The 13,673-nt window shown below is 44.4% G+C and carries 11 protein-coding genes; 9 read left to right on the top strand and 2 right to left on the bottom strand.

Annotation, left to right across the window (positions count from 1 at the left end; genetic code table 11):
* Nucleotides 1–84: 84 nt before the first annotated feature.
* Nucleotides 85–1,734 (top strand): Na+/H+ antiporter, encoded by a 1,650-nt coding sequence (locus H8A87_RS14160; protein ID WP_198690595.1) that lies wholly within the window; start codon nucleotides 85–87, stop codon nucleotides 1,732–1,734.
* A gap of 23 nt (nucleotides 1,735–1,757) precedes the next feature.
* On the top strand, nucleotides 1,758–2,657 hold the full coding sequence (locus tag H8A87_RS14155) for a carboxylate/amino acid/amine transporter (RefSeq protein WP_198690594.1): 900 nt from the start codon (nucleotides 1,758–1,760) through the stop codon (nucleotides 2,655–2,657).
* Here H8A87_RS14155 and metR read toward each other — a convergent pair.
* Nucleotides 2,542–3,498: an HTH-type transcriptional regulator MetR gene (gene metR, locus H8A87_RS14150; RefSeq protein WP_198690593.1), complete on the bottom strand. Its 957-nt coding sequence runs from the start codon at nucleotides 3,496–3,498 to the stop codon at nucleotides 2,542–2,544. The two genes, H8A87_RS14155 and metR, sit on opposite strands and share 116 nt — an antisense overlap.
* Before the next feature lie 107 nt (nucleotides 3,499–3,605).
* Here metR and metE point away from each other — a divergent pair, with 107 nt between their 5' ends.
* Nucleotides 3,606–5,885: a 5-methyltetrahydropteroyltriglutamate--homocysteine S-methyltransferase gene (gene metE / locus H8A87_RS14145; RefSeq protein ID WP_198690592.1), complete on the top strand. Its 2,280-nt coding sequence runs from the start codon at nucleotides 3,606–3,608 to the stop codon at nucleotides 5,883–5,885.
* A gap of 65 nt (nucleotides 5,886–5,950) precedes the next feature.
* Here metE and H8A87_RS14140 read toward each other — a convergent pair whose 3' ends face one another.
* Nucleotides 5,951–6,343 carry a YidB family protein gene (locus tag H8A87_RS14140; protein WP_198690591.1) on the bottom strand — a complete coding sequence of 131 codons (393 nt, stop codon included), beginning with the start codon at nucleotides 6,341–6,343 and terminating at the stop codon, nucleotides 5,951–5,953.
* 917 nt (nucleotides 6,344–7,260) lie between these two features.
* Between H8A87_RS14140 and H8A87_RS14135 the strand changes: the two genes are divergently transcribed.
* The 6 genes from H8A87_RS14135 (at nucleotide 7,261) to ubiE (ending at nucleotide 13,672) form a co-directional block, all read left to right on the top strand.
* Nucleotides 7,261–8,649: a GntP family permease gene (locus tag H8A87_RS14135; protein ID WP_198690590.1), complete on the top strand. Its 1,389-nt coding sequence runs from the start codon at nucleotides 7,261–7,263 to the stop codon at nucleotides 8,647–8,649.
* Nucleotides 8,650–8,918: 269 nt separating this feature from the next.
* On the top strand, nucleotides 8,919–9,674 hold the full coding sequence (gene udp, locus H8A87_RS14130; RefSeq protein WP_198690589.1) for a uridine phosphorylase: 756 nt from the start codon (nucleotides 8,919–8,921) through the stop codon (nucleotides 9,672–9,674).
* 266 nt (nucleotides 9,675–9,940) lie between these two features.
* Complete coding sequence (locus H8A87_RS14125; protein WP_198690588.1) at nucleotides 9,941–10,723, top strand: tyrosine-protein phosphatase; 783 nt, start codon at nucleotides 9,941–9,943, stop codon at nucleotides 10,721–10,723.
* 76 nt (nucleotides 10,724–10,799) lie between these two features.
* Nucleotides 10,800–11,330 (top strand): DedA family protein, encoded by a 531-nt coding sequence (locus H8A87_RS14120; protein WP_198690587.1) that lies wholly within the window; start codon nucleotides 10,800–10,802, stop codon nucleotides 11,328–11,330.
* Between the two features lie 156 nt (nucleotides 11,331–11,486).
* Entirely contained in the window at nucleotides 11,487–12,842 is a 1,356-nt protein-coding gene (gene rmuC, locus H8A87_RS14115) for a DNA recombination protein RmuC (protein ID WP_198690586.1), read from the top strand.
* Nucleotides 12,843–12,916: 74 nt separating this feature from the next.
* A complete protein-coding gene (ubiE, locus tag H8A87_RS14110) occupies nucleotides 12,917–13,672 on the top strand; it encodes a bifunctional demethylmenaquinone methyltransferase/2-methoxy-6-polyprenyl-1,4-benzoquinol methylase UbiE (RefSeq protein ID WP_198690585.1) in 756 nt (251 codons plus the stop codon).
* The last annotated feature ends 1 nt before the right edge of the window (nucleotide 13,673 follow it).

The following is a 13,673-nucleotide window of genomic DNA, read 5'->3' as shown; positions in this document are numbered from 1 at the left end:
TTATGGTTATTAGCGCTGTTATTAGCGGTAAAAAACAGTCACAATCTTTTCACCGACGGATTTTTGGCAATTTGTAAGGGTAACATGGAAATATTCTTTACTATTTTGATCTTGATTTTGGTGGTGTCAGTTTCTGGTGTTCTTACTAAAATGATTCCGTTCCGTGTTCCCTTGCCGATAGTGCAAATAGCAATGGGGGCGCTGCTGGCCTGGCCTCATTTTGGTTTACACGTTACTTTCGATCCTGAATTATTCCTCGTTCTACTTATCCCGCCTTTGTTGTTTGTTGATGGTTGGAAAACACCAACCAGAGAGTTTTTCCAGCATGGGCGCGAAATCGTTATTTTAGTTTTAGTGTTGGTATTGGTGACGGTTGTCGGCATTGGCTATTTTATTTATTGGTTATTGCCGAGTATTCCACTCATTGCTGCTTTTGCTCTGGCGGCGGTGCTATCACCAACCGATGCGGTGGCATTGTCATCGATTGTCGGAAAAGGGAGCATTCCTAAAAATATGATGAGTGTGCTGGAAGGGGAAGCATTGATGAATGATGCTTCTGGTCTGGTGGCTCTGAAATTTGCTGTGGCAATTGCTATGGGAACGATGGTCTTTACTGTCACTGGCGCAACGGTGGAGTTTTTCAAGGTTGCGATTGGTGGATTGTTGTCTGGTATCGCCATCACATGGTTGTACAGTAAATCACTGCGACTGATGAGCCGTTGGAGTGGGGATGATCCTGCAACTCAAATCATGTTCATGATGTTGTTGCCATTCGCCTCCTACATGATTGCTGAACATATCGGGGTATCAGGCATTCTGGCGGCGGTTGCTGCGGGTATGACTATCAGTAAGGCGGGAGTGATCCGCAATGCCCCACTGGATATGCGTCTGCGTGCCGATAACGTATGGGGAATGCTGGCCTTCGTCTTCAACGGCCTTGTATTCATCATGCTGGGGCTACAATTACCGGGTATCTGGGAAACTTCGGTGGCTCAGGCTGAGATTGATCCGCATGTTGAAACTTGGATGCTATTCGCTGCTGTTGGTATCATTTACGGTGCTTTGGTATTACTGCGATTTGTCTGGTTATGGCTGATGAAAAATATCAGCAAAGTGTTAATGAAAAAGAAACCGCTGGAGTTTGCTTCTTATACTACTCGTGAGCTGTGCCTGGCTTCGTTTGCTGGTGTTCGTGGGGCGATTACGCTAGCAGGTGCACTGTCTGTGCCATTGTTCCTGCCGGATGGTGATCCATTCCCCGCACGTTATCAGTTGATTTTCATTGCAGCGGGTGTGATTTTGTTATCCCTGTTTGTGGGGGTTGTCGCCTTACCATTGCTGCTGCGTGGCATGAAAGTGGGGGATAAGCAGGCGGATCTGAATGAAATCAGAATGGCAAAATCAGCAATGGCTGAAGTTGCCATTGTCAGTATGAACAAGATGGAAGAGCGCTTGTCTGCCAGCACCGAAGAAGAACTGGATGCAGAAGTTATTAGTGAAATAGCTTCCCGAGTTACCGGTTATTTGCGGCGTCGCACTGCGGGTACGGATGAAATCGAACATGATCTGATGGTTGAAGAGCTAGAACGCCGTTTCCGCTTGACGGCATTAAGGGCTGAACGCGGGGAGCTGTATCACCTGCGTGCAACCCGTAAAATTAGTAATGAAACACTACAAACGTTACTGCATGATCTTGATTTGCTAGAAGCGCTTTTAGTCGGAAAAGATCAATAAAAGTAGGTAAAGACCAATAAATTATGTGGCTGTTAACAATCACAACTTTTTTGTGGGCCGCTTCATTTAGCCTGATCGGTGCTTATCTCGCTGGTCAGGTTGATAGCTGGTTTTCTGTGCTGGTCAGGGTAGTGCTGGCTGCAATGGTATTTTTGCCATTTTTGCGCTGGCGTGGGTTATCGCTGAAAGTTATTTCACTTTATATGGCTGTTGGCGCTTGTCAGCTTGGTGTGATGTATTTGTTTGTGTTTCACGCCTATCACTACCTGACCGTGGCAGAATTTTTGCTGTTTACCATCATGACACCGCTCTATGTCACATTGATTTATGATTTGATGGGACGGCAACGGCTGCGTTGGAGTTATGCTCTGAGCTCTTTGTTGGCTGTGGTTGGTGCGGCGATCATTCGTTATGACCGACTGAGTGAATCTTTTTGGATTGGCTTGGTGCTGGTGCAATTGGCAAATATTTTCTTTGCGGTTGGTCAGGTTGGTTATAAGCGCTTGATGGAAGTCCATCCGATCCCACAGCGAGTGGCGTTTTCATGGTTCTATTTAGGAGCTTGTGCTGTCGCGATTATCGGTTGGCTGATGTTTGGTGATCCACAAAAGCTACCGACATCTCAGTTACAGTGGGGAGTCCTGATTTGGTTAGGTGTTGGGGCGTCCGGTATTGGCTACTTTATGTGGAACTATGGCGCGACCCAAGTGGATGCCGGAACATTGGCAATTATGAATAATATGCTGGTTCCGGCAGGGTTGTTGGTCAATTTTGCAATTTGGCAGCAGCATCCAGATTGGCTGAGTTTTACCATTGGAGGCAGCCTGATTGTTGCGTCACTTTGGGTACATCACCGCTGGATACTGAAACCCGCTTCACAAACGGCAAATTATCCACCGCGTGCTGGCGCGCAGAACGAATAAATGTATCAATGGCAGGTTGGCGCTGTTCTCCTTCTCGGTTGGCAGCGTACAATCTGCTCCATAATCCTTCCCCTAACGTTTGGGTTACAACCAATCCTTGCCTTTCGAATGTTTCTACTGCCCAATGCGGTAATGCAGCAATGCCTAGACGAGCTGCAACCATCTGGATCAACAGCAGGGTATTATCGACGGTTTTCAATGTCGGAGTGACCCCCGCAGGCTGGAGAAAACGTCGCCAGATATCAAACCGTTGTCGCTGGACGGGATAAATCAGCAGGGTTTCAGAGGCAAGATCCTGTGGGCTGATATCTCGCTTATTCGCCAATGGATGATCCGGGGCAATCACCAGCTTCACTTCATAGTCAAATAGCGGCGTATAGTGCAGATTGCTGTCCGCAATAATGTCAGATGTCAGAACAATATCCAGTTCCCGTTGTTGCAGCGCAGGCTGAGGATCAAACGTCACACCGGATTTAAAATCCACGTTAACCTGTGGCCAGCTATCACGAAAACGTTTAAGTGCTGGTGTTAACCATTGAATACAGCTATGACACTCAATGGCAATACGTAGATTCGTCTCTTCTGGTTCATTACATTCACGCAGAGAAGCCGTAATCAAGGGCAATACCTGATTTGCTAGTCTTAATAACACTTCTCCCTGAGGAGTCAGCCGTAGGGGCTGGCTTTTACGAATGAATAACTTAAATCCCAGTCGATGTTCTAACTCACTGAATTGGTGAGAGAGGGCAGATTGCGTCTGATGCAGGTAATTTGCTGCTGCTGCTAACGATCCGCAATGGTTCAATGCTTGTAGCGTTTTTAAATGTTTTATTTCGATCATGAAAAACCTTCAAGATGATAATGAATAATTTGCGCTTGTGGTTTATACACTACATGTTGATTATAGAAGTGTAAACATCTAGATGGCTAAAATTCACGGGTGACGACATGACAGTTTTGAATCATACATTAGGCTTTCCACGTATCGGATTGAAAAGACAGCTAAAAAAGGCGCAGGAAAATTATTGGGCAGGCAAAATTTCTCAACAGGAATTGCTGGAGACAGGCCGTGAATTGCGCGCATATCACTGGCAACAACAAAAAGAAGCGGGTGTTGATTTAGTCCCCGTTGGTGATTTTGCCTGGTATGACCAAGTATTGACCACTAGCTTGTTATTGGGCAACGTTCCACCGCGTCATCAAAATGAAGATGGCAACATTGATTTGGATACTCTGTTCCGCATTGCCCGTGGCAGGGCACCAACGGGCACACCAGCCGCCGCTTCGGAAATGACCAAATGGTTCAACACGAATTATCACTATATCGTGCCTGAATTTCAGGAAGGACAGGAATTTAAACTGGGCTGGACGCAATTGCTGGATGAAGTGGATGAAGCTCTGGCGTTAGGACATAAAATAAAACCTGTTCTTCTGGGGCCGGTGACTTATCTGTGGCTTGGTAAAGTGAAGGGCAGGGCTTTTGATCGCTTATCTTTATTGGCCGATATCCTTCCTGTGTACCAACAAGTACTGGCAGAACTGGCAAAACGTGGCATTGAATGGGTACAGATTGATGAACCTGCGCTGGTGCTGGAACTGCCAGAACTGTGGCTTGAGGCGTTCTCAACGGCTTATCAGGCACTTGAGGGGCAGACGAAATTGCTGCTGACGACCTATTTCGATAGCATCGGGCATAATCTGGCGACGATTAAATCATTACCAGTGCAGGGTCTGCATGTCGATTTGGTCGCAGGGCAAGATTCCCTTGAGGATCTGGATAAATCCCTGCCAGGAAATTGGTTGCTTTCATTGGGTGTCATTAATGGTCGCAACGTCTGGCGAGCAGATTTGAGCGAAAAATACCAACTTGTCACATCGTTGTTAGGTAAGAGATATGTGTGGATCGGCACTTCCTGTTCATTACTGCATAGCCCGATTGACCTGAATGATGAAACAGGGCTGGATGAGGAAGTGAAGAGCTGGTTTGCCTTTGCATTGCAGAAATGTGCGGAGTTGTCTTTGCTGTCACAGGCACTGAATGCATCAGAAGGCAGTAAACAGGCTGAACTGGATGCTTATAGCGCCCCCATTCGTGCTCGCCGCAGCTCTACAAGAGTGAACAACTCTTCGGTCGCTGAACGGATTGCTGCAATCAAGCCACAAGACAGTGAACGTAATCAAGCATATCCTGAGCGCGCCAAACTCCAGCGCCAACGTTATAATTTACCATTGTGGCCAACAACAACCATCGGTTCATTCCCGCAAACAACGGAAATTCGTGGCTTGCGTCTAGATTTCAAAAAAGGCCGAGTGGATAGTCAGCATTACCGAACTAATATCAGTGAACATATCAAACAAGCGATTCAAGAACAGGAACGTCTGGGACTGGATGTGCTGGTGCATGGTGAAGCTGAACGTAATGACATGGTGGAATATTTTGGTGAGCATTTTGACGGTTATGTTTTCACTCAAAATGGTTGGGTACAAAGCTATGGTTCCCGCTGTGTGAAACCACCAGTCATCATTGGTGATATCAGCCGCCCAGAAGCAATTACTGTAGATTGGGCGACATATGCACAATCCCTGACCGATAAACCGGTGAAAGGAATGTTGACGGGGCCAGTAACGATTCTCTGTTGGTCATTCCCAAGGGAAGATGTCAGCCGTGAAACTATCGCTAAACAGATTGCGCTGGCCTTACGTGATGAAGTTGATGATTTGCAAAAAGCTGGTATTGGCATCATTCAGATTGATGAACCTGCATTGCGTGAAGGGTTGCCACTGCGCAGAGAAGAATGGCGGTCGTATCTGGAGTGGGCGGTGGATGCCTTCAAACTGAGTGCAGCAATTGCGGAAGACGACACTCAGATCCACACCCATATGTGTTATTGCGAGTTCAATGACATCATGCCTTCCATTGCAGCACTGGATGCAGATGTGATCACCATTGAAACTTCTCGCTCGGATATGGAACTGCTGGATTCATTCGAAGATTTCTCATATCCGAATGAGATTGGCCCTGGAGTGTATGATATTCATTCACCAAACGTGCCAAGTGTTGAATGGATAGAAGCGTTACTGCGTAAAGCGGCTGATCGCATCCCAGTTGAGCGCTTGTGGGTAAACCCAGATTGTGGCCTGAAAACCCGTGGATGGATAGAAACCAGACAATCATTGGCGAATATGGTAGAAGCAGCAAAACGTCTGCGTTCCTCAGTGAATAGTTAACTTGAAAATTGATAGATAAGTTGAAATGCCCGCCACAGATGATGAAATGTGGTGGGCAAAAAGGATCATTTACTCAACAGCTTATCTTTCAACAGATTCATGCCAGCGGATTTTAAATCCAGATTTTCTGGAACCTCACCGTTTGGCGTGACTTTATCGATTAAATTGGGCAAATGTTTAGATAGCAAAGAAGACGCTTCGTTGGGATCTATCCCAATTTTTTCTGCCAACTGTTGGATCGTAGAAGAGCTAAAAATAGAAGAAAGTTGATCCGCATGAATAGGTAAATTTTCTCCTGAACCAATCCATGAATGGATCGTGCCATCTAGCCCTTGCTGGGAAAACTTTTCAATTAGTCCACTTATTCCTCCCTGACCTTCAACCCAGTCCATCATATGCTGGAGTTGCTGGTTTTTCCCTCCACTCAGCATATTAGCAATTTGATCAAAAAAGCCCATCGTAACTTCCCCTCTTATTGAGGTTTTATCGGCTTTACCGGATAAAACACTTATTTAGGTACGTTCATAGGAACAAAGTAGTAGAAATGCTATGAGATAAAGATAAATGACAGATTTAACTATTACAGTAGCACAATATTTCAAATGCACCTTGTTTTGGATGGTTAGGCATCTAAATACTGAGTAATTTTATTTATGTTAATTACTTTCTTATCACACTAGTATGTGGAATGGGTTTCTCCAATTAATTCATAAAAAAATATTTTAATTCAATTAATTACTCTTTTTTTATGTTGTGAAATATAAATGGTGAATGTGATATCTATCGTTTTTTTGTGAAATTATCTACGTGAAGATTTAAAAGGTAACAAATAGCCACACAACACCGGGGAACCTCATGAATAATTCAATACAAAAAATAGGGGTTATAGGACTGGGAGCGATGGGAATCGCACAGTCATTAATAAGAGCAGGTATTCCAACTTTATCTTTACCTTATTGAACAAATATCCGAGTTGGAAATTGTGCTAAAACAAAGAGTAGTAATAGATGACGTAACTCAGCGCTTCAGAACAATCCCTGGCGTTGGTCTCATCACACTCACTACATTATTTCCTCTTTTAATTGTAATTTTCATCACAATTATATGTATTCGTTGCTTTTTTTATCTTATATGTTTAGCCCTTGCATTTGGCGGATAGGGTTCAGAGTGAATCTTTCTGATTCAAGAATCGGCTTGGTAAATTGCCTGCAGGAAATAAACCTGAAACTACATAATTTACAAAAATAGCCTCAAAGGGGCTATGACGGAGGAAACTTTGGATATACTGGTGGCGCAGGTTTTGGGCCAGTAGTTATTCTTTCAGCAATGTTATTCGTGCATTTATTGCCAATAATACAGATTGAAATGGGGTTTTATGATTGAGTTTTACATTCCAATTATTGGATTGGGAGTGGCGGTATTTACGCTGATTTTTCTGGTCTTGCGCACTCGTATTCACGTACTGCTTGCTATGTTAATTGCTGCGATAATCGCGGGGATCTCTGGCGGTTTAACGATGAGCAATGTCGTTGAGGTGATCACCAAAGGGTTTGGTTCAACATTAGGCAGTATTGGCATTGTGATTGGTTTAGGAAGCATGATGGGGCGGATATTGGAGGTGTCTGGTGCAACTGAACGGATCGCTTATAGCTTGATCAAATGGCTGGGGAAAAGGCGCGAAGAATGGGCTCTGGCGATTACCGGTTATATTGTCAGTATCCCCATATTTGTTAATTCGGCTTTTGTGATTCTCTATCCGCTGGTGAAAGCATTAGCGAAGAAAGGTAAACGCAATACATTGACGCTGGGAGTATCACTGGCAGGGGGACTGGTGGTGACTCACCATATTGTTCCCCCGACTCCGGGGCCGCTCGGTGTGGCTGGGATATTCGGGGTGAGTATAGGCTCAATGATGTTGGCTGGTATGATACTGGCGGTTCCATGTGTTATTGGCATAACCCTTTATGCTAAGTGGTTGGAAACTAAATATCCTGAATACCAGCTTGCTGATATAGACGAAAATTCAGAAGATTTGCAACAAGTTCATCAGCGTTATATGGAAGAAAAATCCAACAAATTGCTACCGAGCCTATTTCTTTCCCTTCAGCCTATTGTCGTACCGATTGTTCTGATTTTGATTAATGTAATTAATGGAATGCTACTGAGAAGCGAGGCATTTGCTGGTAAGGAAAACTGTTTCTATTTCCAGACTTTTAATTTCCTTGGCTCACCGATTATCGCGCTGGCAATCAGCGTCTTGCTGGCAATTTATACGCTAATGCCAAAAGTCAGTAAACACGAGGTGATTGAACATTTGGAGGCAGGGTTAAAAACCGTAGGTATTATTTTGTTGGTGTCAGGGGCTGGAGGTGCATTGGGTGCCGTATTAAACGAAAGTTCGACGGGGACGATACTGGCACAATATATTGCCAGCCTGCCAATAACACCGGTCTTGATTCCGTTTATCATTGCGACGCTAATACGTATAATTCAGGGTTCTGGCACCGTGGCAATGATTACCGCCGCTTCTATTTCAGCTCCTGTTATCAAGCATATACCTGATATTAATATGTTGGTAGCGGCTCAAGCTGCGATGATAGGTACACTGTTCTTCAGTTACTTCAATGATTGTTTTTTCTGGGTGGTTAACCGGATGATGGGCATTAAAGATGCTAGGCAACAAGTGATCGTCTGGTCAATTCCTACAACAATTGCATGGGGGATTGGGCTGTGTGGTGTATTGCTTCTCAATCTTGTCATGTAAATCACTCTTGTCATGTCAATAATGTCACGGCGCTCTGCAAAGGGCGCTTTTTTGTTTTTAGGCTTTGTGATTGTTCTTCGAATATTGTTGCTATTTCAGCATTATACTCACTGCATTATTTTATTTTTCAATTGTGATTTTTGTCACAAATATATGTATACGTTTCTTCTTTATATTAATTCAAGATGATTTTAATCACTAAAAAGTGTCAGAGTATTCACTAAATTTAGGTATCCATATTTTGAATCATATCCGTTGAGGAGTTTGATATGTCTGATGTATTTCATTTAGGTATCACTAAAAGTGACCTGCAAGGCGCAACTTTGGCGATTGTGCCAGGTGATCCTAACCGTGTTGAGAAAATTGCGCGATTGATGGATAACCCAGTGCATATGGCTTCCCATCGTGAATTTACAACATGGCGTGCAGAAATTGACGGAAAAGCCGTTATTGTCTGCTCTACAGGTATTGGCGGCCCCTCAACGTCGATTGCTGTAGAAGAATTGGCACAATTGGGAGTGCGTACTTTCCTGCGCATCGGTACGACTGGCGCGATCCAACCACACATTAATGTAGGCGATGTGCTGGTTACGACAGCCGCAGTTCGTTTGGATGGTGCCAGCTTGCACTTTGCACCGATGGAATTCCCAGCAGTTGCTGATTTTGAGTGTACCAATGCCCTGTATGCAGCGGCGAAAGCATCCGGCTCTGCGACTCACGTTGGTGTGACGGCTTCTTCCGATACCTTCTACCCAGGACAGGAACGTTACGATACTTATTCTGGCCGTGTTGTTCGCCGTTTCCAAGGTTCCATGAAAGAGTGGCAGGAAATGGGCGTCATGAACTTCGAGATGGAATCAGCAACCTTGCTGACCATGTGTGCAAGTCAGGGATTGCGTGCCGGTATGGTAGCAGGTGTAATTGTTAACCGTACCCAACAGGAAATTCCAGATGCTGAGCTGCTGAAGAAAACAGAAAGCAACGTGCTGGGAATTGTTGTTGAGGCTGCTCGTCACTTGCTGTAATACCTGACATCAAGGGTCAGAGTGTTCTGGCCCTATCGTTTGTGTGATCTTCTCTTCCTTTCATTCTAAAATCTGATAATGTCATAACGTTTTGTGCTAACAGTTATTAGCATAAATAGCTATTTATGCTAATAACTATCAATCGAATCCAACAGTATCAATAATTATTTGTTTCCATAACGTTCTGTACCAATAGGTTTCAAGTTATCGCCACAGGGCAGCAATTTGAAAGAAAAAGGTCTATTTTAATCGCAATAAGAGTGACTATGACCACAACATTTTTATCTCATCCTTCACTACTTCCTTTGAATGGCGGCATTAACTTTCGTGACTTAGGTAATAAGACACTGAGTAATGGCGCTCAAATCAAATCAGGGCTGCTATTTCGTTCCGGCTCACTGGACAGATTGACAGAAAACGATCAGGCTTTTTTAGTGGATCATAACCTTTTCCAGATCATCGATTATCGCGATAATAGCGAAATCATGGATAAACCGGATCAGGTATGGAATGGGGCTCATTATCATCATGCTCCGGCAAACCCGCTTTCCAAAGAAGTGGATGCTAATCTGGATAAGTTAGATAAGGCGATTTTGGAGCAATTCGATGCCAAAGTATTTATGTCACGTCTATACGAATTGCTCCCCATCAACAACCTGGCTTATAAAAAATTGGCTACGTTATTGCTGCAACCAGAGAAAGGCGGGATTGTGCAACACTGTGCGGTCGGTAAAGACAGAACGGGGGTTGGGTCCGCTCTGGTCTTGCTAACACTGGGCGCTGATTTGGATACGGTGATGGAAGATTATTTGCTGACGAATATCACTCTGGCCCAGTACCGAGACTATTTATTGAATGAACACGCAAAAGTCATGAATGAAAGTGTGGTTGAAAAATTTGCTTATGTTTATTCCGTCAAGGAAGAGTTTTTACTGACTGCGCTTAATAGTATTAATCGGCATTACGGCAGCGTAGATATTTGGCTGGAAAAAGATATCGGGCTTGATATGGCTGCCCGTGAAAAAATACAATCTTATTTTCTTCAATAAAAATATTAGGTTAGCATTGGTTTGTTTTTTCAGTGCTAACCTATGACATCACACTGATAACACAGGAAAGACTAATGTGAGCCTGCATGAAATCATCGAACTGGTCACGAACTTCGTAAAAGCGCATGAAGCTTGGGCAATTCCCATCATTTTCCTCCTTGCATTTGGTGAATCACTGGCATTTATCTCGCTATTGTTGCCAGCGACGATCATTTTATTGGGATTGGGGGCATTGATTGGTGAAAGTGGATTGAATTTTTGGCCAATATGGATAGCCGCAGCAGCAGGAGCCTTCTTTGGCGATTGGGTTTCTTACTGGTTTGGTTTCCACTACAAAGAAAATGTCGGCAAGATGTGGCCACTTTCTCGTCATCCTCAAACTTTGGTTCGTGGCCATCGTTTTTTTGAACGCTGGGGAGTTTGGGGCGTTTTCATTGGGAGATTTTTTGGTCCCTTGAGGGCCGTTGTGCCGCTGGTAGCCGGAATTTGTGCCATGCCAAAACGTCATTTTCAGCTCGCTAACTTCGCTTCTGCATTGATCTGGGCATTCGGTATTTTAGCGCCGGGAGCTTTCGGCCTGCGCTGGCTGGCCGAGTGGATGGGATAAGAGCGGATGGAGTAATTGCGAGCCGCTTTGCAAACTGAAATAAACCTATTAAATACTCTGGACATCTATACAGCGTCTATTTAACTTACATTGAGGCCAGAGAGCCAGAAGAGTTAACCGGAATTTAGCTACAACGGCGTTAGCGAGGGTGTATAGGTGGATATCCAGTGGTTATATATGTTGATTGGCGGCTTAAGTGGACTGCTGGGCGGAGGGAGCTTCGTCTGGCTTTCCGTTCATCAGCGCATCCAACAAAAAGAGCAGGAACTACGTGAGTTATATAGCCAACTGGCTGTCAGTCATGAAAAGCTGGAACAATCCCACTATTGGCGTACTGAATGTGAGCAATTAAACCAGGAATTGCTGGCCCAGCGCGAAATTAATAGCGCACAGGAAGCGGAGTTACGAGAAGTGAGCACTCGGCTTGAAGAAAGCAGACTGGCGGCCGAGGAAAAACAACGTTTATTGATCAACAGTGAACAGCGTCTGAATACCCAATTTGAAAATCTTGCCAATCGTATTTTTGAGCAAAATCGGCTCCGTACCGACGAATATAGTCGCCAAAATATCAATAATCTTCTGATGCCATTTCGCGAACAACTTGAAGGATTCCGTCGTCAGGTGCAAGACAGTTTTGGGCAGGAAGCTCGTGAGCGTCATACCTTAACTCATGAAATTCGTAATCTTCAGCAACTTAATGCGCAGATGGCAAAAGAGGCGATTAATCTCACGAAGGCCCTGAAAGGAGATAATAAAATTCAGGGGAACTGGGGAGAGATGGTGTTGGCCCGTGTGCTGGAAGCTTCTGGTTTGCGTGAAGGATATGAATTCCATACACAGGTTAACATTAAAACTGAAAACAGTGAGCGTTTTCAGCCTGATGTGATTGTGCATCTGCCGCAGGGGAAAGACGTGATCATTGATGCCAAAATGTCTTTGGTCTCTTATGAACGTTATTTCAACAGTGATGATGAAGAACAGCAGGCGCAGGCATTACAGGAACATATCAACTCTATAAAAGGGCATATACGTGGCCTGAGCCGGAAAGATTATCAGCAATTGCCCGGTTTACGATCGCTGGATTACGTTTTGATGTTTATCCCTGTGGAGCCGGCTTATTTGGTGGCACTCAATCAGTCGCCTGAGTTACTGGATGAAGCGCTGAAACATAATATCATGCTGGTTAGCCCATCCACTTTGCTGGTTGCTGTTCGTACTATCAATAATCTTTGGCGTTATGAATATCAGAGCCAAAATGCGCGTCTGATTGCTGATAAGGCCGCCAGAATGTATGACAAAATGCGGTTGTTTGTGGATGATATGCAAGGGTTGGGGCAAAGCCTCAATAAAGCACAGGCGAGTTACCATTTTGCAATGAAAAAATTGGTCGAGGGGCGAGGTAATTTGATTAGTCAGGCCGAAGGATTTCGCGATTTAGGTGTGGATGTGAAGCGCCCTATTGATTCACAGTTGATTGATAAATCTTTCCAATCGTTGCAGGTTAATGAGTGAAGTCTGGATAGGGTTTTGCTGGAAAGGCTGGTACACTTGCTATAAATTTTTTGAATAAAAAGCGGACAAATAACATGGCAGATCAATCAAAAGAAACCACTGATTTTGGTTTCCGCACCGTAGCCAAAGAAGAAAAAAAAGACATGGTGGCAGAGGTGTTTCACTCTGTAGCCGCAAAATATGACTTGATGAATGATTTGATGTCATTTGGCATTCATCGTATTTGGAAACGTTTCACTATTGAGGCAAGTGGTGTCCGCCGTGGTCATAAGGTGCTTGATCTTGCTGGTGGAACAGGCGATTTGGCGGCGAAATTTTCCCGGATTGTGGGTGAAAAAGGACAAGTTGTTCTGGCGGATATTAACGACTCGATGTTGAAAGTTGGTCGCGAAAAATTACGTGATATCGGTATTGTGGGCAATGTCAGTTATGTCCAAGCCAATGCAGAAGAACTCCCTTTCCCAGATAACTATTTTGACTGTATTACCATTGCTTTTGGTCTGCGTAATGTCACGGATAAAGAAAAAGCCCTGCGTTCCATGTGTCGGGTGCTTAAACCAGGCGGGCGCTTATTGGTGCTGGAATTCTCCAAACCTGTATTGGCACCGTTGAGCAAAATTTATGATGCTTATTCGTTCCATGTATTACCTCGAATTGGCCAGATGGTTGTCAAAGATGCGGACAGTTACCGTTACCTGACAGAATCCATCCGTATGCACCCTGATCAGGAAACCTTAAAAGGCATAATGGAAGAAGCTGGTTTTGACCAAGTTTCCTATAGCAATATGACCGGGGGGGTCGTTGCACTGCATAAAGGATTCAAATTCTGAA

This window comes from Xenorhabdus lircayensis (assembly GCF_016306625.1).
GTDB lineage: Bacteria > Pseudomonadota > Gammaproteobacteria > Enterobacterales > Enterobacteriaceae > Xenorhabdus > Xenorhabdus lircayensis.
This window is presented reverse-complemented; position numbering and strand designations above follow the sequence as displayed.